Raw genomic sequence first — 24776 nt, forward strand, 5'->3', positions numbered from 1 at the left:
GATGGCCCCCACCAACCTCATCAACCTCGAGCAGTGCTCGGTCTCCTTCGGGATCCGGCAGGTGCTCGACAACGTCTCACTGGGCGTCAATGCCGGCGACCGCATCGGCGTCGTCGGCCTCAACGGGGGCGGCAAAACCACCCTGCTGGAGATCCTCACCGGCGTGGCCGAGCCCGACTCCGGGCGCGTCTCGCAGGTCAGCGGTCTGCGGATCGCCGTGGTCACCCAGCGCACGGAGCTCGCCGCCGACACCGTGGGCCAGGCCGTGGTCGGCAGGCTCGGCCTCGCGGTCCACGAGTGGGCCGGTGACGCCCGTGTCCGCGCGGTGCTCGACGGCATCGGCATCCACGACCTGGGATTGGACACGCCCGTCGCGGATCTGTCCGGCGGTGAGCGGCGCCGGGTATCGCTCGCCGCGGCGCTCGTGCAGGATTTGGACCTGCTCGTGCTGGACGAGCCGACCAACCATCTCGACGTCGAGGGGGTCCAGTGGTTGGCGGACCACCTGGTCGCGCGATCGAGTGCGCTCGTCGTCGTCACCCACGACCGGTGGTTCCTCGACACCATCGCCACCCACACCTGGGAGGTGGTCGACGGCCACGTCGAGCAGTACGAGGGTGGCTACAACGACTGGGTGTTCGCGCGCGCCGAGCGCGACCGCCAGGCCGCGGCCACCGAGTCGCGTCGTCAGAACCTCATGCGCAAGGAACTCGCGTGGCTGCGCCGCGGCGCCCCGGCGCGGACGTCCAAGCCGCGCTATCGCATCGAGGCGGCCGAGGCACTGATCAAGGACGTGCCGCCGCCCCGCGACTCGCTACAGCTGTCGAGCTTCGCCGCGCGGCGCCTCGGTAAGGTCGTGATCGAGCTCGAGGACGCGCGCCTCGATGCCCCCGACGGCCGCACCCTCGTCGACGACCTCACCTGGCGACTGGCCCCCGGCGAGCGTGTGGGCCTGGTCGGCGTCAACGGTTCCGGCAAGACCACGCTCCTGCGCGCGCTCGCCGGTGAGGCCCCCCTCGCCGCGGGTAGCCGCAAGGAGGGCAAGACCATCCGGATCGGGTGGCTGCGTCAGGAACTCGACGACCTGCCGCTGGATCAGCGGGTGCTCGAGGCGATCGAGGACGTCGCCGCCCGGGTGGCGTTCGGCAAGGACGAGCTCACCGCCTCCCAGCTGGCCGAGCGGCTCGGCTTCTCCCCGGCCCGTCAGCGCACGCCCGTCGGCGACCTGTCCGGTGGCGAGCGACGACGCCTGCAGCTCACGCGCGTGCTCATGGCCGAGCCCAACGTCCTGCTGCTCGACGAGCCCACCAACGACCTCGACATCGACACGCTGCGCCAACTCGAGGACCTGCTCGACGGCTGGCCCGGCACGATGGTCGTCATCTCACACGACCGCTATCTCGTCGAGCGCATCTGTGACTCGGTGTGGGCGCTGTTCGGCGACGGCCAGCTCACCAACCTGCCGCGCGGCATCGACGAATACCTGGAGCGCCGTCGTGTCGCCGGGGCGGCGGGCGACTCGGGCAAGGTGTCGCGCTCCGCGCCGGGCGCCGGGTCTGCTTCGGCTGGCGGCTCGGCGGATGGCGGTTCTGCGGCCGGCGCCGCGGGTGGTAGTGCCACGGCTCCCGCCCTCTCCGCCGCCGACGAGCGGGCACTCACCAAGGAGATGTCGAAGATCGAGCGGCAGATGGGCAAGCTCGACAAGCGCGAGGCCGAGCTCCACAAGGCCATGGCCGACGTGTCGGAAGGGGCGATGGACACCGAGAAGCTGGCCGCCCTGGACCGCGAGCTCAAGGACGTCTCCGCGGAGAAGGACACGCTCGAGGAGCGCTGGATGGAACTGGGCGAGCAGATCGAGGGCTGAGTCGCCCGGCCATCCAACCTAGGCAGCCGACTGCGACCCCGGTTCGCGCTCTGCAGCGTGTAGTCGCTGTTCCGCCTGAGCGCGCAAGTACCTCCTTTCGGTGGCGCGACGGTGCCGGGCGTGTGATTGGCGCTGCGATCCGGGGATGCCGTCTCCCGTTCTGCCGGCTTCGGCGGCCTCCTTCTGTAGCCGGGAGCGTTCGGGGTGTCGCGGTGCGCCGAACTCCGCCAATGGGCCGGTGGGGGTGGTGATGACGCGTGTCCCGGGGTCCTTGTCGGGATGGTTCGGACCATGTATCCACACGTAGTCCCCGTCAGTACTCCGGTAGTAGGCCCAGATGCCATCGGTCTTGAGGCGATGGTGGGTGCGGCAGATGCTGCCGAGGTCGTCGCTGGTGGTGTATCCGCCGCGTTGGGGATCGTCGTGGTCGAAGGGGATGATGTGGTCGAGGTCCGTCTTGTCCGCCGGGGTCTGGCAGCCGGGGAAAACGCAGGTGCCGTCGCGACCCCGACAGAAGCGGGCCAGTGCCTCCGAGGGGCTGTACCGGCGGGAGGCCTCACTGTCCGGGTCCGCGAGCGTGTCGATCGCGTCGAGTCTGCGCCTGGCGAATCGCTGCAGTTCATCGGACGTGAAGCGACTGACGGGGCCGTAACCTGCCACGAACAGGCCCCGGAAGTCCGCGTCCCCGTCGTCGTAGGCGTGGATCACGACCCGGCGGGCCGCGGCCATCGCGTCCGGGTCCGTGAGGTGGTCTCCGTCGGGCGCGGGCAGACAGGTCCAGCCGCGGCTCAGGGCGAGGAGGCCGGCGGCCCTGAGTTGCCCGATCGACCGGGGGTCGTCTGTTGCGGCGGTGCGGACCAGACCTTCGATCCGCTCGGTGATCTCCAGGCCGTCGACGGCTGAGAGGGTCGCGGTGAGCAGCGCGAGATCGCCGGTGACCGGCGTCATCTTCACGTTCTGCTCTCGCCGAGCCTGTTGTGCGCGGGCGTCCGCTCCCACGGGGTCGCAGCTCGCGACGTGCTTGCTGAGCATCTTGCGCAGTGGCCCGATCCTGGGAGGGTGGGTTCGGCGCCTCGTCGGTGCGAGTCCCTCGCTGATGCGGCGGTCGAGTTCCGGCATGAGACGGTCCTCCACCAGGGCGGTCTCCTCGGCGATGGCGTGGGCCGCGTCGACTCCGATCCACCCAGTCGTCAGCAGTGTCGCGGTGAGAGGCAGCCGCTCGGTCAGTTCTATGGCGGTGGCCACCAGCCGAAATGCCCCGCGGCGGGACAAAGCCATCGAGGCGCTCACCATGGTCGCCGCCGTGTCCAGGGGATCGCGTCGCTGGTCGTTCTGGGTTGACCTGGATACGCAGTCGTACGCATAGGCCACAGTGCGGCCTTCGGCAGCGTTGATCGCCCGCTGCGCGAGATAGCCGCGTCGCTGTCTGGGCGGTGTCTGTTGTGTTCATGGTTCGACTGTATGTTCGAGGTACGACATGGTCGGGAGAAAAAGCTGGCGCGGTCGTGACCTGCGGTGCCCTGGATGCCCCGTTCAGGGCGCCGCAGGTCAGACGGCACTGCGGTTCAGATGGCACTGCGGTTCAGACGGCACTGCGGTTCAGGCGAAGGCGTTGACGGCAGCAGGCAGCGCGGCGGCGTAGGTGAGGCATGGCGGTACGGCGTGCCACCGCGCCCGGGCGCTCGATGGATACCGGCAGCCCGTGGGCCCGGGCGGCGTCTGCAGCCTCGTGACCTGCGGTGCCCTGGATGCCCCGTCCAGGGCGCCGCAGGTCAGACGGCACCGCGGCTCAGACGGCACCGCGGCTCAGACGGCACCGCGGCTCAGACGGCACCGCGGGTCAGACGGAGGCGTGGACGGCAGCCAGTAGCGCGTCGGGGTCCGTGAGGTCCGGCAGGACGGTGTGGGCGCCGGCGGCGCGGAGGTCGTCGGCGGATACCCTGCCGGTGGCGACAGCCACGCAGACGGCACCCGCGGCGCGCGCCCCGCGGACATCGTGCACGTGATCGCCCACGACCACCGACCGTCCGGGGGTCACGTCCACACCGTGGGCCCGGGCGGCGGCGAGGGCGTCGCGGACGAGGTGGGCGCGGTCCGCGTGGTGATCACCGAACGCGCCGAGTCCGGGGTCGGGCAGCCCGTCGAAGCCACAGAGCCGCAGCTTGAGCAGTGCCGTCCGCCGCATGTTGCCCGTGACGATCCCCTGGTGCAGTCGCGGGTCCGCGGCCAGGGCGGCGACAGCCTCGTGGGCGCCGGGCAGGGGACCGCCACCACCGGCCAGGAGATCGTCCCCGAACGTTTCGCAGCGCCGGGCCACGGCGTCCATGAGGGAAAGGACGACCTCGTCGTCGTCGACACCTATCCCGTTGATCTCGAGCAGATCGGTGAGGATCGCACGGTCGGTCCGACCGGCGAAAGACGCGCCCATGACGGGGTCGCGGCCGAGGAGGTCGGCGAGCGCCGGGGCGATCATGCGGATGCCGAAGCCGGCGGGGTCGAGGAGGGTGAGGTCGAGGTCCCACAGGACGAGTACGTCGCTCACGTCCCGAACGTCTCCAGCAGCGGGGCCAGCCAGGCGGTGAGGAAGGTGCGGAGGTCGTCGTCGGAGCGGGCGTCGGGCGAGTCCAGGCACAATACCGACCAGCCCACGTGCACGCCCACCTCCGCGACCAGGTCCAGGCGGTCGGCCAGTTGCGGGAACCGCTCGGCGGCGGGGACGAGGAGCGCGACCGCGTACTGGCGGGCCCGTTCGGCGGAGCCGGGGTCGAAGATGGGGTTCGAGCCGCCGCCGAGCATGAGCGCGCGCAGGAGGGGATCGTCGAGGATGCAGTGGCGGCCCACCACCACGATCTCCACGATCAGCTCGAGGGGCGTCGTCGCGGCGTCGAGCACATCGGTGAACGCGCCGGTGAGCATGGTGAGTCGCTCGGAGACGGCCTGCGAGACCAGGTCCTCGCGGCTGCCGAAGATGGAGTAGACGGTCTGGCGGCTGACCTCGGCCTGCTTGGCGACCGCGGCGATCGTGACGCCCCCGAAACCGGCGCGCCCGATGACCGCTCGGGTGGCGTCGAGGATGGAGTCGCGGGAGCGCACCCCGCCAGTATCCCGGACGCCGCCGGACGCCGCCGGACGCCGTGCCCGAAAAACGGTGCCCCTAGAAGTCGGCGCCCCTAAAAAACGACGCCCACGTCCTGCCGCACGATCCTGTCCAGCGCGCGCTCGGCGATCGCGGCGATGGTCAGCGACGGGTTGCACGCGGCGGTCGTGCCGGGGATGAGCGCGCCGTCGACGACGTACAGCCCGCGCTGGCCCAGGACGCGGCCGTCGAGGTCGCAGACCTGTCCTATGACGGCGCCGCCGAGCGGGTGCCAGGTGGAGTTGAGCATGCGGTTGGTGTCCGTGAGGTGGCCGGTCGGGCCGGCGATGGCGCGTGCGGTGCGATCGACGTGGGTGAGGATGCCGGAGTCGCCGTCGGCCGGCCAGCGGATGATCCCGCGGTCCTGCGCCGAGTCGTAGACGACCCGACCGCGGTCCGCGCTGACGCCGTAGCCGACCATCACCGTGGTGTGGGGGTCCGGTCCGAACGGTGGGAGCGAGGCCTGATGACGGTGTGAGCGGTGGCGGGGTCGGACCAGTTGAGGCTGCCGTAGACCACCGGTCCGCCCAGGACGGCGCCGAACCCGGCGGTGGGATCGGTCCACAGGTAGATGCGGTCGGCGTTGGTGCCCCAGCCGCTGCCGATGCCGTCGGGCAGGTCGGTGACGGCGTCGGTGGCGGCGGCGCGGGTGAGTAGGGTGGAGGTGCCCACCGAGCCGGCGGCCATGATCAGGGCCGGGGCCCGCATCGACAGCGTCCGGACGAGCCGTCCGGCGGTGTCGAGGACCTCCACGTCCAGCTCCCAGCGGCCGTCGGGCAGGCGGCGCATCGCGCGCACGTCGTGCAGTGGCCGGACCTCGACCAGGCCCGTGGCCTCGGCGCGGGCGAGGTAGGTGACGTCGACGGAGTGTTTGCCGCCGTTGTTGACGCCCAGGGAGCTGTCGCCGTTGGTGTACGACGGGCGCATCTCGCCGCGCAGTTCCGCCAGGGCGTAGTCCCAGTCGATCGGCATGGGGATCTTGCGCAGGGGGAGCCCCGCGTCGCGGACGCGCTGGGCGAAGATCCGAGAGGCGGCGTACTGGGGTGCGGCGACGAGCTCGTCGGGGGCCTCGGCGAGGCGCAGCACCCGGGAGACGCGTGGGTAGTACTCGCGTTCCATCTCGCGCCAGTCGATCGCGCCGGGGAACCACGTGTGGAACAGCTCCTCGGTGGGTTGTAGCGCCATGCCCTGGTAGATGAGGGAGCCGCCGCCGACGCCGGTGGCGCAGACGGACGTCATGTTCTCGCCGACGGACGCCTCGAGTAGGCCGGTGTGGCGCGGCAGGTCCACGGGGCGGCCGAACACCTGGGCGGGCGGGTGGAACCACAGGGCGCGCTCGTCGGGGGAGGTGGCGCTGGGGAAGGTGGTGGAGTCCGGTCCGGCGGGCCAGCGGCGGCCTCGTTCGACGACGACGACGGCGACTCCCGACTCGGCGAGACGAAGCGCCGAGATGCCGCCGCCGAATCCGCTCCCGACCACGATGCACCGGTGGTCCTGCACCTCGTGGGGTATCCGCCTGGGTGCGGGGGCGTCGGTCGCGGTGCCGGCGGAGTCGCTCGGCCGGGCGGCGGCCGCGGGGTCGGTGGCCAGGGCGGCGATCCCGGCGGCGGCGACGGTTCCGAGGAAGCCCCGGCGGGAGATGTGCGGCATGGGCGTGAAACTAGACAGTGTTGACGAAAACTGTCAACATCATCGTCCCGGCCGAGGAGACCGGGTCGGGTCCGTAGGCTCGGGCCATGAGCAGCAAGAAGGCCTCTGGTAAGAGCGACAGCAAGAGCGCGTCCAAGAGCAGTGCCAAGAGCGGTGTGAAGAAGAAGGACCTCCTACCCAGCGGTCTGGAGAAGCTGCCGAAGAAGGCCTACGAGGCCGAGCTCGAGCGGCTGCAGGCGGAGCTGGTCGAGATGCAGGCGTGGCTCCGGGAGACCGGCAACCGGATGGTGGTGGTCTTCGAGGGGCGCGATGCTGCGGGCAAGGGCTCGGCCATCAAGCGGATCACGCAGTACCTCAACCCGAGGCACGCCCGGATCGTGGCATTGCCCGCCCCGACGGAGGTGCACAAGACGCAGTGGTACTTCCAGCGCTACATCGAGCACCTGCCGGCGGCCGGGGAGATCGTGATCTTCGACCGGTCCTGGTACAACCGCGCCGGCGTGGAGCGGGTGATGGGCTTCTGCACCCCCGACGAGTACCGGCGGTTCCTGCACCAGGCTCCGATCTTCGAGCGTCTGCTGGTGGAGGACGGGATCATGCTCCGCAAGTACTGGTTCTCCGTGTCCGACGAGGAGCAGGAGCGGCGGTTCCGGTCGCGCCACGATGACCCGATGCGCCGCTGGAAGCTCTCGCCGATGGATCTGGAGTCCATCACCCGGTGGGAGGACTACAGCCGGGCCAAGGACGAGATGTTCGTCCACACCGACATCCCCGAGGCGCCGTGGTTCACGGTCGAGTCCGAGGACAAGAAACGTTCGCGGATCAACGTCATCTCGCACCTGCTGTCGACCGTGCCGTGGGAGAAGCTCGACCCGCCGGCGCTGGAGATCCCCGAGCGGCCGAAGGGCGCGGACTCGAACTACGACCGCCCGCCGCGCGAGGAGTTCAGGTACGTGCCGGACGTGGCCTCGCAGTTGCTGGAGGGCTGAGGCGGCGGGCCCGCATCGGGGGCAGCGAAGTAGGAATTCCTAGTATCCGTGCGACGGTCGGTGGGCGGCCTGACACTATGGGGTCATGAGCGAATTCGTCAGCAGCCGGCGTGATGGCCGGATACAGCACATCGTCCTGGATCGCCCCAAGGCCCTGAACTCGCTGGACCTGTCCATGTGCCGGGCCCTGCACACGGCGCTGGACGAGGCGGCCAAGGACGAGGACGTCGAGGCCGTCATCACCACGAGCACCTCGGAGAAGGCGTTCTGTGCGGGTGGCGACATCCGCGCGCTGCGCGACGCCGCGGCCGCCGGTGAGCACGAGAGGAACCACGAGTTCTTCTCCGAGGAGTACGCGATGGATCTGGCGTACCACACGCATCGCGTCCCCACGGTCGCCGTGATCCACGGGGTGGCCATGGGCGGAGGCCTGGGAGTCTCGATCAACGGCTCGCACCGCGTGGTGACCAAGAAGGTCATGATGGCCATGCCGGAGACGGCGATCGGCTTCATCCCGGACGTCGGCGCCAGCCACTTCCTGCCGCGCCTGTGCGGCGGCGGCGAGCGCGGCCTGGCCGTGGCGATCTACCTCGGTACGACGGGCGTGCGGATGAACTCCGCCGACGCCCTCTTCACCGGCCTGGCCACCCACCTGATCGACGACGACGAGCGCAACGCCTTCGTCGACGCCGTCGCCGCCATCGGCTTGGCCGACGCGCTGAAGAGGTTCGGTCTCGAGCGCTCCGAGGCGGGGGAGTCCGCCGTCGAGGCCCGTATCGAGCGCATCGAGGACGTCTTCTCCCGCGACACCGCGCAGGAGATGATCGCGGCGCTGGAGTCCGGTGAGCAGGACGAGTGGGCCACCACCACGCTCGAGATGCTGCGGTCGCACTGCCCCACGTCGATCGTCGCCACCATCGAACTGCTGCGTGCCGGCGCGAAGGCGGGGGACCTGCGGGCGTGCCTGGACAACGAGCTGGCCCTGGGCGCCTGGATCACCGCCCGCCCGGACTTCGTCGAGGGTGTGCGGGCCGTGGTGATCGACAAGGACCGCAACCCCACCTGGGACCCGGCGGACCTCGACTCCGTGGACGTCGACGCCATCCGCTCGGCGCTCGCCGGGAGCTGATCGGGCACCTGCGCGGCGGGACGACGCGCGTGCCCCTCGGCCGGATCTCCGGTCGGAGGGGCACGTGCGTCCGGTCGGGTCTGGTCCTGGGCTGGCCGCCCGGCGGGGACGCTGTTCACTTTGCCCGTACAAGGTCACCTGCAGCGCGTATTATCGGGCAATGGACGACCACCAGGTGTGGGTGCCGGATGCGGTGAGCACTCGCAGATGCGTAGGCCCGAGAGGTTTGAATCGGGTCCGACTCGCAGGTCGGGATTAGTCGTATGGCCAATGGGATGAACCTCGCCGGAGTCACCGTTACTCGTGCCACGCAGGACGACGTCGTCACACGAATCGGCAACTCGATCAGGCAACGCCCGTCAGTGGCGCTCGCCGTCGGCTCGGTGAACCTCGACCACCTCCACCACTTCCCGGACGGTACGGGAGTCCATTCGGTCACTCACCCGGTCGAGTGGCTGTGGCTGGCGGACGGGATGCCGATCGCGTGGAGGGGGAGAACCCTCACGGGGCTGGCCTGGCCCCGAGTGACCGGCGCGGACTTGTTACCGGCAATCCTCAGCTCGGCGGAGAACTCCGACGCCCGGGTCGGGTGGCTGGGTGGGACGCGATCCATGCACGACGACCTCGCCGAGGTGATGGCGCAGCGCTGGCCGCGACTCGACGCGGGATCGGTCTGGGCTCCGAGCCGAGAGGAGCTCGATGACCCGGACAGAGCGCGAGCGATCGTCCGGGACATCGCCGCCGCACAGGTGGACATTCTGGTGGTCGCATTGGGAAAGCCGCGCCAGGAGCAGTGGATCGACACCTATGGCGCACTTTCCGGAGCTCGGGTACTGCTCGCTTTCGGAGCATCGGGAGACTTCCTGGCGGGCAGAGTGGCGCGAGCACCGCAGTGGATGCAGAAAACCGGAGCGGAATGGCTCTACCGGCTTTATCGCGAACCACGACGACTTGCGCGCCGATACCTGATCGAGGGCCCGCAGCAATTCAAGAAGCTGCGAGGGGCAACTCTCGATGCGTGACTTCTTCTTCATTCGGTGCCCTAGTCTGAAGTGACACAGGAAGCAGCGGGGAACCGCCCATCTCAGGGAGGGTCGCAGATGTCAGATGCACCTGATTTCTTCACCCATTCACACGCCCTGTGCGAGAGCGATGACGTTGGTCCACGCACCCGCGTATGGGCGTTCGCACACATCCTTCCCGGCGCAGCTGTCGGCGCCGACTGCAACGTATGCGATCACGCGTTCATCGAGACTGGTGCAGTGGTCGGCGATCGGGTGACGGTGAAGAACCGGGTGATGATCTTCGACGGTGTGACCGTCGAGGACGACGTGTTCCTGGGACCGGCCGTCGTGTTCACCAATGACCTCAGGCCGCGGGCCGAGATCAAGAAGAGCGGTGACGCACTGACCCGAACGCTCGTTCGCCGGGGCGCCACCCTCGGCGCCGGCAGTGTCGTCGTCGCGGGTCACACCGTGGGCGAGTACAGCTTCACCGGGGCTGGGAGTGTCGTCGCAACGGATCTCGCGCCGCACGGGTTCTATGTCGGGAACCCTGCCCGTCTCAGGGGCTGGGTCTGCCGGTGCGGCGAGCGACTCGAGGCTGACCTCCGTTGTCGATGCGGTCGCAGCTATCGGCGCGTGGATCCGGCCTCTGATCCGGCTGGTCTGGAGGAGGTCCAGGATGGGCGTTGACCGCTCTTTTCGAGCGGATGACGAACACGCCGACGTCTGCGTCGTCATCGTCACCTACAACAGCGCCGATGACATCGGGTTGCTACTCGGCGATCTACGGCGGGCAGCGGCCGACCTCGCAATCCGTGTGATCGTCGTCGACAACGGCTCCGCCGACGGAACCCGGGACATCGTCCGGTCCGCGGGAACCGACATCGGCCTCGTCGAAGAACGCAATATCGGCTACGCCGGGGGAGTCAACGCCGCCACGCGTTGCGCCGGTTCCTGTGATTTTCAGGCGGTGATCAATCCCGACCTCCGTCTACCCGACGGCGCACTGAGCAAGTGGGTGGAATCTGCCCGCCGGGCTGGTGCTGCTGCTGTGGCACCCGCGATGGTCCATTCGGACGGCACTCTGCACCGGTCGCTCCATCGAGAGCCCACCGTCTTCCGCACGTTGGGGGACTCGCTCCTCGGGGACCATATTCTCGGCCGGCCAGCGGCATTCACCGAGCGCGTGTCCGATCCGCGGGATTATTCGCGCCCGGGCAAGGCCGAGTGGGTGACCGGCGCGGCGTTGTTGCTCCGGCAAGATGTCGTGGAGGCGGTCGGGCCGTGGGATGAGCGCTTTTTCCTGTACTCGGAAGAGACCGATTACTGCCGACGAATCCGAGAGCTCGGTCACGAGATCCTGTTCGATCCCGATGTGACGGTCATTCATCACGGTGCCGGTTCCGGCACATCACGAGAACTCGACACATTGCTCGCCGTGAACAAGGTTCGCTACGCGGCCAAGTGGCACAGTGACGCGTACGCGGAAGTCGTACGTAGCATTCTTGTTCTCGCCACACTGCTGCGGGGTAATCGACCGGGCTCTCGCCACACACGGACCGCGCTGCTGGACCCGGCCCGATGGGACGAGCTCCCGAAGGCAGAGGAGAGTCCGGCCCACGTTCTAGAACCGCGGTCCGCTTCGGTCGTCATTCCCGCACACAACGAGGCGACAGTCCTTTCGCGAACCATGGCCCCTCTGGCTGACGCCGCAGCCAGGGGTGCCCTCGATGTCATCGTCGTGGCGAATGGTTGCACAGACGACACCGCCCGGATCGCGCAATCGTACCCCGGGGTCAGGGCGCTCGAACTCGCTGACGGGAACAAGGCTGAAGCACTCAATGCGGGGCTCCGAGCAGCATCAGTTGCCCCGTGTATCTTCCTCGATGCGGATATCACCGTGACCGAGAAGACGGTCTTCGACTTGGTGAGGGTGCTTCGCGAACCGGGTGTTCTTGCTGCTCGACCCGATCGAAAGTACGACTTCTCCACGTCCACTTTTCTGGTCAGACGCTACTACCGTTGCCGCCGTCGAGTACCCATGCTGAACACCTCGATCTGGGGCGCTGGCATCTATGCTCTCAACAGCGGGGGCCTCGAACGGATCGGGAGGTTCCCGGATCTCACCGCCGACGATCTCTGGCTCGATCTGCAGTTCTCGCCGGCCGAGTATCGAGTGGTTCGGACCGACCCGGCGATCGTCACCACGCCGGTCGGCGTCCCGCACCTCACACATACCCTGAAGCGGATCTACCGTACGAATCGCGAGGTAGCAGAGGCGAACTGGTCGTCACCCTCTACCTTGGTGGCGGTACTCCGCACGATTCGTGGGCCCGTTTCAGCGCTGGACGCGCTCGTCTATCTGTCGATCGCGGGTGTTGCTCGCCTCAGGAGCGGGCTGGACACGGCCGAGCGATGGGAGCGCGACGAATCGAGCAGATGATTCGTGTAGTCCACCAGCCGGTGTCAGTATTCACGTGCTTTCCGTCGAGTGCTCACACCAAGCCGAGCACTTCCCTCGTGCCTCGGACTCGGTGGGTCGGATCTGACGGGTGCGACTCGGGTCCACAAGAGCCCGTAAAGAATGAAGAGAAGCGCGCTCACTTGTTGGAATACCAGGAGATCAAACGTCACCATCGACACCGTCACCGCCGCAAATGAAGCGCCCAATGCGTAGGCCTCGTCCCGCGCCCTGGGACTCGTGCTGCGATGAAGGGCAACTGCGAGACCTGCGAACCCGGCGAAGACGAACAATGTCAACGCCGCGACTCCGACTACTCCACCCTGGACCACGGCCTGCAGCCACTGGTTGTCCAAGATCTGATATTCCGGATAGGGGTTGCCTCCGAGGCCCATCCCGACCCAAGGGCGCTCGGCGAACATCCTGCCTACCCACGAATAGTCATCGGTGCGAGTGGTAATACTATCGTCCTGACCCGCGTCGAGTACCGAGGAGATCAACGATGCAATGGGGCCGGGATAAACGAGACGGTAGGTAGCCGCTACTACTCCTCCGATAACCACCGCGTTGAGCAGAAATCTCACAGATTGGCCGACGCAGTACACAGCGAATGCGGCTAGCAGCGCTAACAGTCCGGTCCGGGACACCGCCAGAGGTAGGGCGAGACAGGCCACCGCAACCGAGAAGATCGCCCACCGCCGCCGACGCGTGGTGCGCGCGAAGCGGGACATGTGCAGTGCGAGCGGAATGGTCGCTGCGGACAGCACGACGAACTCAATCGCGTGCGACGACGTTCCCACTACACGAACCGCCGCACCGCGGGCGATGATCTCGGTATCCGGAACGCTACTGATGAGACCCGGTGGTACGAATAAATTGCGGATGTCGAGCCCGACGACACCCTGCAGGACGCCGACGCACATCGCCCACGTGAGCCCGGTGAGGAGCGCCCCGATCAGATAGCGCTGTTGCCGCGAATGCGTGACTCTGGTGATGATGTACAGCGCTACGAACGCGTACATGACGGTTGCTACCGCGATACGGTCCTTATTCGCTTCGATCTCGGCGTTTCCGGGGGAGAACGCCCCCATGAAGTACGTGAACAGTTGGAGAACCAGGAACAACACCAGGAGAACCGCCCCTGGTTTCAGCGATTGTGGTGGCCCGGATCGTCGGCGCCCTACGAAGTGCCAGAGCACCACCAGCAGCATCGCGATTGCAAGTAGCCGCGCCGGCGAGCCTTGCCCCCTGAGCGGTCCCGGCAAGACGGCCGACGCGGGGATGAGAGGAACGACCAGGCAGAACAGCGCTCCCAGGAGGGGGATGCGGTCGGTGCGGAGCCGTTCCGAGCGCCACCAACCACGCAAGCGCACCGCGGCCGACATCGCTATCGCCGGTGACGGCTGGTCGCATTACCGCCGCGCTCGGTTTCCGCGGGGGACCGTGGCTCGGATGGCCCGGCATCGCCGGCTTCACCGCTATCAACAAGCCCTCGACCCGCGGGATCAGCCCTGCCGGGTTCTCCCGTGTTTCGCCCCCCGGCCGGTGAGTGGAACATCGCTGACTCGTGGTCGAGCAGGTACCTCGTCGAATCATTGACGTGGTCGTGCGTCTGTCCATCCGGGCCATCGGCTATCGGGTCGCCATCGCCGTCTTCACCACCGTCGGTACCCCTCGCGGCGGACTCATTGCTGACGGCTCCGTCCTCTTTGGGCTCTCTCGACTTTCTCAGATCCCAGAGCAGTCCCGCGAGAACACTGACAATCACGCCCAGCCCTACTATGCCCGCCACCAGTTTCTTTCGACCCGGGCGTAATTCTTCGACGTTCGGAGTCCCGCTGACTTGATAGATCACACCGTATGCACGTTCGGAGATGCCGGCGTTGGCCTGAATCCGGTCCAATTCATCCTGGGCGCGTTGTTGCGCGATCGTCACTGCAGAAACGGCCGTGTCGCGGTCGCGAGCAGAAGCAACGAGATTCAACATCGGCATCTGGCCACCGGGGACCGCGACCACAGCTGCAGCGAAATCGGTTGCGCCCGACGAGTCCTTGATGTCCTGGGCAACGCTGGCGGAATCGATACCCGCAGCAGTGAGATTCGCCAGCATGATGGTTCCGCCGTTATTAATGATCCCGTTTCCTTCGCCACCAGTGAGAGGCGAGGGGGCGAGGCCGACGACAGCGGATGCTCGGTAGACGACGGGGACGGCGTAATATGCCAGACCCGCCATGGCCAACGTGAGCAGCGCAAGTGGGACAGTGACGTACCAGCGTCGACGACAGGCCTGCGCCACATCAAATAGATCCATGTCGTGTCCCCAATCCGCGGACGTGTCAACCGACTCGATAGTGGGCCGACCTCAACTGCCGGCTCTGAAAATGCTGGCTCTGGCGGAAATCCCCCCCGCCGCCGACGGTGAAACTACTCTAACATGGATGGTATCACCGAGATGGAGACTTGTGGTCGCCGCGGTCCTGACCGTGTCGCTCATAACGAGCGGGTGTAGCTCGCCCACCCCAGGCAGTTATTCGCCTGGCGACGACATTCAGACCCTCCCTCGAATTGCGTGGGAGGGGGGGCCTGGGTACTGGGCGCGGTTCGCCAATGCAAGCAATTGGACGGATCCTCGGTTCTTCCCGATCGGACTCTGGTACGGCGAGGTCTCGAATGCAGATCACGCCCGGTCTGACAAAGCCGCCGGACTCACTTTTTACACCGGCGGGCTGTGGGAGGAAACAGACTTCGCGGCTCTGCAGGAGTCTGAGATGTACTGGGTAGGTGGGCGGGTGAATGCGTCCTTTGACGACAGATCCCGGTATTGGCCCGGCATTCTTCTCGACGATGAGGTCGACGGGCGTTTCACCCCGCCAGCTGAAGGATTCGCGCACCTTGAGGGGCTCAAGAATTCGATGGCTACGGGGAGGCAGTTCTTGTATGCCAACTTCACCAACATGGTAGTAGGGCCCGAATTGTCGTACGCAGACCGACTTCGATATGTGAACACCTTCGCCGACGTCGTCAGTCTGGACATGTACTTCTACACGGTGCCCTTCTGCGATGCCGGGGACGCATACCGGGGCCATCTCTACGACGGACGGATACCTGAATCGACCTGCCGCACTGCATCAAGCTATGGCAAGTTCGTGAAGGCACTGCGGAATCTTGACGCGCGGGACGACAATCTCATGCCGATCTGGAATTTTGTCGAGGTGATGAGCGGGGCCAACGACGACGGGGCGTTCACTCGGTACATGGAGCCTGAGGAAATTCGGGGCGCAGCGATGTCCTCTCTCATTAACGAGGCGCGGGGCATCGTGTGGTTTCAGCAGTCACTCGGCGGTCCGTGTAAGAGCACCCAACCGGTGCGGCAGGCGCAGGAACTAGGTGAGGCCTTCTGCGGTTTTCGCCAGGTCGAAGCTATGACGCAGGTGAACAATCAAATACTCGAGCTGGCCCCGGTCCTGAATACTCAGTCACTCCGTTGGCATGCCGCAGATGAATCTCAGACGATGTTGAAAGTGCACGACGGGCAGGCTTACCTCTTCGCCATGACCGACGGCGGCACCGGCCGCAGGTCGTTCGTTCTGCCCGATGGTCTAGGTGACACGGCGACACTCGTCCATGAGGGCCGCACTGTGGGGATCATCGACGGCCGGCTGACCGACGAATTCCCCTCCGAGTCCACCTACCATATCTACCGTATCGATTTGACGGGATAGATTTCATCTGTGGTTAGCCGGTGCCGTCGATTGAATCAAGCAGTTCCTGCGCACGGTGCTCCCACGAGTGCCGGCTGGCCAACTCGCGGCAGAGGTTCGATAGCTCAACCGTGGGTCCACCCCGCCGCACCACTTCGACATGTAATTTCACAGCCGAAACAAATTCGGTGGTGTTCTCGGTCGTCTGAACACACTCGGAACCGATCCACCTGGATGCCGGAAGATCAGAAGAGATCACCGGGACGCCAGCGGCAAGATAGTCGAAAGTCTTGAGCGGGAAGCTAGCGCGATTAAATGCGCTGTCCGTGTACGGTGTGAGTCCCACTGCGAGGACTCCGATCCTCGGAGACAGTTCATCGGCAGGAACGCGGTCCGTCCATTCGACAAGACTTCTCGAGATAAGCCGGTCCAGCCGTTGACCGAATTCCGGATCGCGGTCTGTCCGGGGACCGATCAGGTGCACTCTAATGCCGGCATCTACCACTCCTTCCAGAAGTGCCAGATCCAATCGTTCGTTCAGTGTTCCGACAAGTCCTGCTACCGGCGCTCGGCGGGAATGCTGTGGGGGGTACACAGGCGGCGCACCGTTGGGCAGTACGAACGCAGAGGGGATTCCTGTCAACCCCAGCGATTTCATCCGTTCAATAAGCCCCGGGCTGACTGTCGCAATGAGGTTTGACTCCCGAGCCGCCCTAGATAGGGTGCGCGTGACGAATCGAGGCGACAGGCCCATGAGCTTCGCTCCGGCTATCCAGTCATCGGTCACGTAGAGAACACGCTTACCGGTCACCCCGGGCGGGAAATAGCCCGTGGGATTGGCAACGACGATGGCGCGAGTCCGGAGGCTCCCGCTGAGCGCATGTCGGACAGTCACGCTTGTCGTGAACCTCGTCAGCACACGGATCGGCCAGCGCGAGAATCCCGGCAGTCCCGGAATCCTGACTCGGCGAACTCCCGGAGCCACGTATTCCCCACTCCTGTTGCCGGCGCGCCATTGCACCCAACCACCTCGCCGCGGAGGGTCGACCCAGAGGACTTCGGCCCGGCGTCCAAGTTCAAGGACGATACGCTTATCAGTACCGGTCAAGTCATCCCACCCGACACCGGCAATCCAGACGACCACCTCGGACGAATCAGTCATGACATGGCCTCCTTCCTGATAGCGGTGACCGGCCGCGAGTTGAAGTCGTCCTCTGTGGTGGTGCCGCGAAGCCGCTGGATCCGCTTTCGCAGGTAGTACGACGAATAACGGAAGAGCGCGGTGGCCTCATCACGTCGCGGTCGTGGGCAAGGGTGTGCGATCGCTTCTCGGTAGATCTGGTCCTGAATTGCCGCAGCTCTGGTCAGCGAGAAGCGCGTGTTAACGAGTTGCTGACCGAACAGCCCGAGCTCGGTCCGCAGATGCGGATCGGAGAGCAGACTTTCGAGCTCGCTCCTCAGACGCGCGGCTCCCACGGCGGAGCCTTCGCCGATTCCGTACCAGCCGGTCCACAAGAACTGCTCGACCGACGCTGCCGTCATGGTCTGCCAGAACCCTTTCTCCCCCTGGACCACGAGCGGTTTCCCGTATGCGAGCGCCCGTAGCGCCGAGCCACCCATGCCCAGTGAAATGTCTGCTACCGCGTAAGCAGGCCGCGGGTCGTCCATCTGTCCGGTCTGGATCACCGTGCCGGAGCCACATCGCCGATTGACGGCATCGGCCACACAGTCGACTTCTTCGCGTGCAGGACCGTCTCCCACCAGGACCAACCGCACCGCGTGCGTGGCCGCTAATTCGCCCACGACGTCGATGGCGGTCAAGATCCCCTCGAGCTTCAGTTCGCGAGAGAGGCGGCCCACGCTCACGATGTTCAGTCTGGTCTCGTCTATGCCGTGCTGCTGTCGGAATTCCGCGACACCGTCAACGCTCTGCGGGTCGTTGAACTCGAGATCCACCGGTGGTTCGAGCAGATGAAGGCGGAGGCGACCCGCAGCCTCTTCGTAGTCCCGCATCTCGGCTGTCCCGACGGCCAGGGGGACGCTGTGCGGTATGAAAGGCGGCACAGACATCGACATCACCGTCCCTACCACCGTCGGTGATCGGCGCCTCGCCGCGGCGAGGACCCCGTCCAGGATCGGCGGCCACTCGTAACCGTGGATCACGTCGATACTGCGTTGCTTCGACAACTCGGCCAGGGCTCGCGCGGTGGGAAGCGATGGGCGCTTCCCCTGCGGGGGTGCCTCGACGAATGGCAGACCTAGTTCGTCGATCCGCGCGCGGAGTGGACCGGACCGACCGAACACGAGTACGTCGTGACCCCGGTCGCGAACAGCTGCGGCGAGTTCGATCGCGTTGAGCTGACTTCCGCCGATGCCCAGGTCGTGCGGGTAGACGATCACCCTCATGATGCGACCTCCTCGAGGACATCGATCTTCCGGAGCAGGTGAAGACTGTCGCGCGACAGCCGTGCCAGCGCAGCGGTGACCGCCAGGGTCACTCCGCCTGCGACCAACACCGCGGCGAACGGATGTTCCAGACCCTGTGTAGCCGCGTATCCCACCGCCCACACGAGCGTTCCACCTGTGCACGGGACGAGGGCGGTGCGTATCAGAGCAACCAATCCGATACCTGTACGGCTCAGCGCCCACGTGTATCCGCCGATCAGGACCAGAAGCGCGACCGCAAATTGCGCTATGGCGACGCCGGCGATGCCATACCGAGCGCCAATGATGAGTGCGGGTATCAACGCGGCGAGCCAACACACCTGAACGATCATCAAGGTGACAGATCGGCGCTTGACCGCGAGAAAGTCGTAGGACAATTCAAAAACGATGCGGACTGCGGCCTGCAACGCGAGCCACTGCAACGCCAGCGCCGCCGGAGCCCAGACCTCCCCGTACACGACAGTGACGATGGGCACCGCTGCGCCGGCCAATAACGCACAGGCGGGCAGAGCGATGACAAGTACGAGGCGGAACGCCGCCCTGAAACTCTGGTCCATTCGCGCAGCATCGTTCTGGATGCGGGCGAAGGCGGCCGGCGCTACGGCCCTGATCGGCTGGGAGAAAATGTTCACGGGCCAACTGGCGAGATTGAACGCGAGCAGATAGAAGCCCAGCGCTTGAGCGCCGAGTCGGTTGCCCACCACGAGTTGATCTGCATACCCGACCGCGAAGACGACCAGGCTGGACCCGGCCAGCGGAAGACCGAAATTCAACAGCGGTCGCACCACCTCCCGGTTCCAACCACAATTCAGTCGAGCCGGCGACAGCCGAATGAGCATGCCGGTGAACACGACTGCCGCCACCACCCGGCCGACCGCGAGGCTCATTGCCCCCCAGCCCGCGGCGGCCAACGTCACGGAGATCACCGCCCCGAGCCAGATGTTGACTTGATCGGCGGCTGTGCGTCGCCCCTGTTGGTATTCGCGCTGGAGAAGGGCCGCCGGTGTGGCGGCCACGCCGTTCAGGGGCACGCACACGAGCATCAAGCGCACCACATCTGTCGCATCCGAGTCGCCCATTGCTGCGGCGAACGTCGGGGTCGCGAACCAGCCGGCTCCAAACACTGCGACGCTGGCGACCACAGATATCGTCGTGACTGTGGGAGCGATCCGGTACGGATCTCCCTCCCAACGCACGATCGCGAGACTGACACCCAACTCGTTGAAGCTCAGCACCGCGGCGAGCGCAACAAGGGCCACCGCGTAGGTGCCGAACTCCTCCGGCCCGAGGAGTCGGGCGATGACTATAGAGATGAAGAGCGTCCCGAACTTCCCGACGGCTGTATTGGTGAAACTCCACATCAGCGCCCGGCGTGCTCCGGGCTCACCAGTGTTAGTCATCTCCGGCCCAATAGCTCCACACTGCTGAGGCCAAGGCCTCGGCAGTGCGCTCCTGCTGTTCGACTGTCAGATGCGGGAACATCGGTAGCGACAGAATTCGCGTGGCCGCGCGCTCTGCTACCGGGAATTGGCCTGGTCGGTATCCCAGCGACGCGTACGCCTCGGTGAGGGGCACGATAGTCGGGTAGTGGATCGCGGTGGAGATACCGGCGGTAGCGAGACCGGCCATGACTTGTTCGCGCCCCTCGACCTGCACCACGTACAGGTGCCAGACGTCGATATTGCCCGTCCGCGTCCGCGGGAGCCGGACCCCGGCGGTATCCGCGAGAAGCATCTGGTAACGCTCGGCGGCGGCGCGGCGCGCCTCGTTCCATCTCTCCAGGCGGCGGAGTTTGGCTCGCAACACAGTCGCCTGAACGGCGTCCAGTCGCGCGTTCATCCCGACATGGTCGTGCAAATACTTCCTTGAACTGCCATGGGCGCCCAGGTTGCGGACGAGGGCGGCGGCCTCCGGATCCTTGGTCATCACTGCGCCCGCATCGCCTGCCGCACCGAGATTCTTCCCGGGATAGAAGCTGGTAGCAGAGATCGAAGCAATGGCGCCGGCTCGACCGGCCGGGCCTGATGCGCCCTGAGCCTGAGCTGCATCTTCGACGATTGTCAATCCGTACTTGTAAGCGATAGGCACGAGCGCTTCTACGGGCGCGGTCTGCCCGAACAAATGGACCGGAGCGACCGCGCGGGTTCGCTCGGTGATCGCGGCTTCGACGTGCTTCGGATCGATGAGGAGATGGTCTTTATCCACATCAACGAACACCGGCACCGCACCGATCCGAGACACCGCCTCCGCCGTCGCGATGAAGGTGTTGGCCGGCATGATGACCTCGTCGCCCCGGACAACCCCGGACGCGCGGAACGCGAGTTCAAGGGCGTCGGTGCCGTTCGAGACTCCGACGACATGTGGGACCCCTATGTAAGCCGCGAACTCCAATTCGAACGCTGTGACTTCCTCGCCGCCGATGAAGGCTCCGGTGGCGAGCTGCTGCTGCCACACCGGCAGTACCTCATCGGCGATCTCAGCCGATTGCGCCGTCAGGTCCAGAAAAGGAACGTCCCCCATCACCTTCCGCCTTTCAAGCGACGTGCGGGTACCCCGGCCCAGGTCTGGTCCCTCGGCAGATCTCCGATCACCACTGCCCCCATACCGACAGTTGAGTGTTGCCCGATTGAGCATCGGGGATACACGCACGCGTTCATCCCGACGTACGCGGCTTCCCCGATGTGAACGCCACCACCGAGTGAGGCGCCGGCGGCTAGGGTTGCGAAATCAGCCAGACGATCGTCGTGCGTGATCGTGCAGTTCGGCATGATCACCACATGGCTGCCGATCTCGACGTCTGCAGTGACGACGACGCCATCGAGCAGGATCGAACCGACGCCGACCGTGCTGGTTGATCCCACCACTGCCGACCCGGCGATGAACGTGGCATACCGGTCCGGGCCGACGCCCATGCGTTCAAGCCCGTTGACGACACGTTGCCTGGCCATACTCGGACCTATCGTGATCAGCAGCTGTTCGGGTCGATCGACCGCGGCCGCCACCGCCCCCAGGACGGGAGTGCCCGAGAGACTCCTCCCAGCCAGGCCCGGATCGTCATCGAGGACCCCGACGACCCCGAGGCCTGCGGCGAGCACTTCACGTGCGAGGCCGCTGGCACCGACCAGTAGCAGTCCCCCTGTCATGTCGCTGCCGGAGAGTGGAGGACGTCTATGACACGATCCTGTTCGGTGTCGGTCATCTGGTGATACACCGGCAGAATCAGCGTTCTGTCGTGAAGTCGTTCTGTCGCTGGCAGGCCGCCATCCGGGATGAGATCGCGATACGGCTCTTCGCGATGGGCCGCCATGATTCCGCGGCGCGCCGAGATGTCCTCCGCCGCCAACGCGCCGAGCAGCCCCTCGCGATCGGTGGGGTAGGGGTCGGAGACCTCCACCCAGAAAGACTGGAAGTTTGTCGTCCCGTGTTCCGGATCGGAGACGGCGCGTAGCCCGCGGATGTCGGAGATCGCCGCGGAGTAGCGGGCGGCGACTTCCCGACGCCGGGCCACGATAGCGGGCAACCTCCCGAGCTGAACTCGCCCGATGGCCGCCTGCACGTCTGTCATACGAAAGTTGAACCCGACCTCGGGGTACGACTCGGCTGCCGGCAATGTCGAGTTGTGACGCTCGGCTGCCGACACCGACATGGAATGCTCGCGCAACCGGCGCGCTCGTTCCGCCCACTCCCGGTTGTTGGTGGTGAGCATTCCGCCTTCGCCGGTGGTCAATAACTTGCGAGGGTGGAACGACCATGTCGTCAGCGCCGCGCGGACACCCACAGGCGAGCCCTTGTAGGTGGAGCCAGCACCGCACGCGGCATCCTCCACCACCACGATGTCCAGAGGATCAGTAACCGCTCGAATGGCATCGAGATCGACGGGAACTCCGCCCTGGTCGACCACGATCACCGCGCGAGTCCGCGGCGTCAGCGCCTTCGTGACGGTTGCGGCGGTGACGTTGCCGCCTTCCGGTTCGACGTCAGCGAAGACCGGTTCCGCGCCGACATAGCGAACTGCGTTAGTTGTGGCGATGAATGAGAGCGACGGAACCACGACGTCGTCGCCAGGACCTATCCCTGCAACCACCAACGCCAGATGCAGGGCGGTGGTGCAACTTGAGGTGGCGACCGCGAAATCCGCCTGCATCGCGATCGCGAACTCGTTCTCGAAGGCGATGACGCGCGGGCCTTGCGCAATCCAGCCGCTATCGATCGCCTCTGCGACCGCGTCGATTTCCTCCCGGCCGAGCCAGGGCTTCATGACGTTGATGCGCTCTCTCACAGCGCACCTGTCTTCCGGCCCGCGGCGACTTCGTCTCGCAACGGAGTCCACCACTCCACAAGCCGGCGTAGGCCGTCCTCCAACCCGATCGCGGCCTCGAACCCCAGGTCACGCCGGGCGGCGGCGGTGTCGGCCAGCCGTCGTGCGACCCCGTTCACGGCGCGCTCCGGACCGAACTCGATGTCCAGATCGGATTCCATGACCCTGAGGAGCATGCTCGCGAGTTCGCGGAGACTCGTCTCGGTTCCGCTCGCGACATTGTAGGTTCCGGCCGCTATTCCACTCGTAGCAGCAAGAATATTGGCTCGTGCGATATCCGGGACGCAGACGAAGTCCATGGTCTGGTGGCCGTCGCCAAAGATCAGCGGCGGTTCGCCGTCTGCGATCCGTTCCATCCACCGCACCAGCACCTCTGTGTAGACGCCGTGCACGTCCATGCGAGGTCCGTAGACGTTGAAGTACCGGAGCGCCACATAGTCCAATCCGCTCATCGCTCGAAAGCTCTTGAGCAGACCCTCGTTGAATGTCTTCGCCGCACCGTACAGGGTGTCGTTGTTCCCATGATGATGTCGCTCATCGGTCGGGAAGATCTCCGCCATTCCATAGACGGACGCGCTGGATGCGGCCACTACTTTGCCGACGTGGTGCCTGGCTGCGGCCTCGACCACATTGAACGTTCCGTCGACCATGACCTCCAGGGCCAGGCGCGGCTCTTCCGCACATTGCGTGATGCGGATAGCCGCTTGGTGGAATACGACGTCCTTCCCCGCAGTCACCTCGTCCACGAGTTCGGCGTCGCGGATATCACCCTCGGTGAAGTGGACCCGCCCGCTCTCGAGGGCGGCCTCGAGATTGGCGAGCCGCCCACGCACCAGATTGTCGAGAACATCGACCCGGGTGACCCCGGCTTCGAGAAGCTGATCGACGAGTGTTGATCCGATAGTCCCCGCGCCACCCGTGACCAGGACTTCCGCACCTTCGAGCTTTGTCATAGGACCGTCTCCAACTCGGGAACTTCGTGCTCGACGGCCACCGGCATCCCACCCCTGGCAAGGCTTTGAGCGGCTGCTTCCAGAACGGAGAGGACCCGGAGACCTGACCCGCCGCTCGTGCGAGCAGCGCGCCTACCCCGGATAGCGGACGCGAACTCCGTCGCCATGTTGGCTAGAGCTTCTTGCTCGGCCAGCGCGGGCGCCCACATGCTGCCGAGCCGGTACGAGACGGTCGCCGGCGTCACGTTCGCCTCGGTGCGCGATTGCGTGTCGAGGTCGATGCCACGGTCGTAGATGCTGATGCGCTGTTGGGGATTGAGATCATCCCAGACGATGGTTCGCAGGGAGCCAGCGATCACCATCCTCCGGATCTTGGTGGGGCTCAGCCAGTTCACGTGGACGTGAGCGATCCCGCCGCTTCCTAGAGGCAACGTCAGGTAGCCCACGCAGGCCTTGCCGGTATTCAGGGGGTCTGAACCCACTGCGCAGACCTCGGACATATCGAGCCCGTCGGGCAGGATGAAGTCGAGGATCGACAGATCGTGTGGCGCAAGATCCCACAGGACATCCACGTCCGGCTGGATCAGGCCAAGATTGATCCGGACGCTATCGATATAAAGGATTTCGCCGATTTCACCCAACTCGATGAGTTCGCGAATCTTCAGTACGGCCGGCGTGTAGCAGTAGGTGTGATCAGCCATCAGCACCAACCCGTTGCGTTCGGCGGCGTCACACATCTCCACGCCGATACCGCGTGAGTCGGCCAGCGGCTTCTCGACCACGACGTGTTTGCCCTTCCCGAGGGCGGCGGTGGCGATCTCCCCGTGAGCTCGGGCGGGCGTCGCGATCGCGATGGCGTGGATCGTGGGATCATCCAGTACCTCGTCCAGCGACGATGTGAAAGGGGCCCCGACCCGGTCAGCCACTGCTCGCGCTCGCTCCACATCGAGGTCGCATACGGCAGCAAGATCCCAGTCGGGGCTCTGGGCGAAGTTCCGGGCCAAGTTCGGTCCCCAGTACCCGGCGCCGATTACAGCGATCCGAAGTCTTTCAGCAGGCATCTCGTCCCTCTTTACGTTGACTTGAGTGGTGGTGATCGGATTCACGTTGCTGCCCCGTCGCGTGG

The 24776-nt window shown here is 65.9% G+C and carries 20 protein-coding genes and 1 pseudogene; 7 read left to right on the forward strand and 14 right to left on the reverse strand.

Annotated elements, in window-relative coordinates:
* The first annotated feature begins 1 nt into the window (after position 1).
* Positions 2-1864 (forward strand): ABC-F family ATP-binding cassette domain-containing protein, encoded by a 1863-nt coding sequence (locus AC3DEV_RS08730; RefSeq protein ID WP_488371833.1) that lies wholly within the window; start codon positions 2-4, stop codon positions 1862-1864.
* 18 nt (positions 1865-1882) lie between these two features.
* On the opposite strand, the gene AC3DEV_RS08735 is transcribed toward AC3DEV_RS08730, so the two are convergent.
* From AC3DEV_RS08735 to AC3DEV_RS08750, 4 genes and pseudogenes are all read right to left on the reverse strand, one after another.
* Complete coding sequence (locus AC3DEV_RS08735) at positions 1883-3259, reverse strand: HNH endonuclease signature motif containing protein (protein WP_488371931.1); 1377 nt, start codon at positions 3257-3259, stop codon at positions 1883-1885.
* Positions 3260-3704: 445 nt separating this feature from the next.
* Positions 3705-4406, reverse strand: a complete 702-nt coding sequence (locus AC3DEV_RS08740; protein WP_488371834.1) for an HAD hydrolase-like protein — start codon at positions 4404-4406, stop codon at positions 3705-3707.
* A complete protein-coding gene (locus AC3DEV_RS08745; RefSeq protein ID WP_488371835.1) occupies positions 4403-4957 on the reverse strand; it encodes a TetR/AcrR family transcriptional regulator in 555 nt (184 codons plus the stop codon). Before AC3DEV_RS08745 ends, AC3DEV_RS08740 begins: the two co-directional genes overlap by 4 nt.
* A gap of 77 nt (positions 4958-5034) precedes the next feature.
* Positions 5035-6650, reverse strand: a pseudogene (locus tag AC3DEV_RS08750) (GMC oxidoreductase).
* Positions 6651-6736: 86 nt separating this feature from the next.
* Here AC3DEV_RS08750 and ppk2 point away from each other — a divergent pair.
* The 5 genes from ppk2 to AC3DEV_RS08775 all read left to right on the forward strand — a co-directional run bounded on the left by ppk2 (position 6737) and on the right by AC3DEV_RS08775 (position 12215).
* Positions 6737-7639 carry a polyphosphate kinase 2 gene (gene ppk2, locus AC3DEV_RS08755; RefSeq protein ID WP_488371836.1) on the forward strand — a complete coding sequence of 301 codons (903 nt, stop codon included), beginning with the start codon at positions 6737-6739 and terminating at the stop codon, positions 7637-7639.
* A gap of 85 nt (positions 7640-7724) precedes the next feature.
* Positions 7725-8768, forward strand: coding sequence for an enoyl-CoA hydratase/isomerase family protein (locus tag AC3DEV_RS08760; RefSeq protein WP_488371837.1), 1044 nt, complete (start codon positions 7725-7727; stop codon positions 8766-8768).
* A gap of 263 nt (positions 8769-9031) precedes the next feature.
* Positions 9032-9790: a WecB/TagA/CpsF family glycosyltransferase gene (locus AC3DEV_RS08765; RefSeq protein WP_488371838.1), complete on the forward strand. Its 759-nt coding sequence runs from the start codon at positions 9032-9034 to the stop codon at positions 9788-9790.
* A 78-nt stretch (positions 9791-9868) separates the two neighbouring features.
* Positions 9869-10462 carry an acyltransferase gene (locus tag AC3DEV_RS08770; protein ID WP_488371839.1) on the forward strand — a complete coding sequence of 198 codons (594 nt, stop codon included), beginning with the start codon at positions 9869-9871 and terminating at the stop codon, positions 10460-10462.
* Positions 10452-12215, forward strand: a complete 1764-nt coding sequence (locus AC3DEV_RS08775) for a glycosyltransferase (protein WP_488371840.1) — start codon at positions 10452-10454, stop codon at positions 12213-12215. The genes AC3DEV_RS08770 and AC3DEV_RS08775 overlap by 11 nt, the downstream gene beginning before the upstream one ends.
* 23 nt (positions 12216-12238) lie before the next feature.
* Here AC3DEV_RS08775 and AC3DEV_RS08780 read toward each other — a convergent pair whose 3' ends face one another.
* Positions 12239-13618: an O-antigen ligase family protein gene (locus tag AC3DEV_RS08780; protein WP_488371841.1), complete on the reverse strand. Its 1380-nt coding sequence runs from the start codon at positions 13616-13618 to the stop codon at positions 12239-12241.
* Between the two features lie 2 nt (positions 13619-13620).
* Positions 13621-14544, reverse strand: coding sequence for a YveK family protein (locus AC3DEV_RS08785; RefSeq protein WP_488371842.1), 924 nt, complete (start codon positions 14542-14544; stop codon positions 13621-13623).
* 151 nt (positions 14545-14695) lie between these two features.
* On the opposite strand from AC3DEV_RS08785, the gene AC3DEV_RS08790 reads away from it, so the two are divergent.
* Positions 14696-15955, forward strand: coding sequence for a hypothetical protein (locus AC3DEV_RS08790; protein ID WP_488371843.1), 1260 nt, complete (start codon positions 14696-14698; stop codon positions 15953-15955).
* A 13-nt stretch (positions 15956-15968) separates the two neighbouring features.
* On the opposite strand, the gene AC3DEV_RS08795 is transcribed toward AC3DEV_RS08790, so the two are convergent.
* From AC3DEV_RS08795 to AC3DEV_RS08830, 8 genes are read right to left on the reverse strand one after another with little or no spacing between them, the layout of a single operon-like run.
* Positions 15969-17096 (reverse strand): glycosyltransferase, encoded by a 1128-nt coding sequence (locus tag AC3DEV_RS08795; protein ID WP_488371844.1) that lies wholly within the window; start codon positions 17094-17096, stop codon positions 15969-15971.
* Entirely contained in the window at positions 17093-18340 is a 1248-nt protein-coding gene (locus tag AC3DEV_RS08800) for a glycosyltransferase (RefSeq protein WP_488371845.1), read from the reverse strand. Before AC3DEV_RS08800 ends, AC3DEV_RS08795 begins: the two co-directional genes overlap by 4 nt.
* Positions 18337-19779, reverse strand: a complete 1443-nt coding sequence (locus AC3DEV_RS08805; protein ID WP_488371846.1) for an oligosaccharide flippase family protein — start codon at positions 19777-19779, stop codon at positions 18337-18339. Before AC3DEV_RS08805 ends, AC3DEV_RS08800 begins: the two co-directional genes overlap by 4 nt.
* Entirely contained in the window at positions 19772-20899 is a 1128-nt protein-coding gene (locus AC3DEV_RS08810) for a DegT/DnrJ/EryC1/StrS family aminotransferase (protein ID WP_396444645.1), read from the reverse strand. Before AC3DEV_RS08810 ends, AC3DEV_RS08805 begins: the two co-directional genes overlap by 8 nt.
* Positions 20899-21522 carry a NeuD/PglB/VioB family sugar acetyltransferase gene (locus tag AC3DEV_RS08815; RefSeq protein ID WP_260488263.1) on the reverse strand — a complete coding sequence of 208 codons (624 nt, stop codon included), beginning with the start codon at positions 21520-21522 and terminating at the stop codon, positions 20899-20901. The genes AC3DEV_RS08810 and AC3DEV_RS08815 overlap by 1 nt, the downstream gene beginning before the upstream one ends.
* The gene (locus tag AC3DEV_RS08820; RefSeq protein ID WP_488371847.1) at positions 21519-22658 is read right to left on the reverse strand and encodes a DegT/DnrJ/EryC1/StrS family aminotransferase; all 1140 of its coding nucleotides are present in this window, start codon (positions 22656-22658) and stop codon (positions 21519-21521) included. Before AC3DEV_RS08820 ends, AC3DEV_RS08815 begins: the two co-directional genes overlap by 4 nt.
* On the reverse strand, positions 22655-23650 hold the full coding sequence (locus tag AC3DEV_RS08825; RefSeq protein ID WP_396444615.1) for an SDR family NAD(P)-dependent oxidoreductase: 996 nt from the start codon (positions 23648-23650) through the stop codon (positions 22655-22657). Before AC3DEV_RS08825 ends, AC3DEV_RS08820 begins: the two co-directional genes overlap by 4 nt.
* Complete coding sequence (locus AC3DEV_RS08830) at positions 23647-24756, reverse strand: Gfo/Idh/MocA family protein (RefSeq protein ID WP_396444616.1); 1110 nt, start codon at positions 24754-24756, stop codon at positions 23647-23649. Before AC3DEV_RS08830 ends, AC3DEV_RS08825 begins: the two co-directional genes overlap by 4 nt.
* Between the last annotated feature and the right edge of the window lie 20 nt (positions 24757-24776).

This window comes from Dietzia sp. IBK-p2-15D (genome assembly GCF_057773105.1).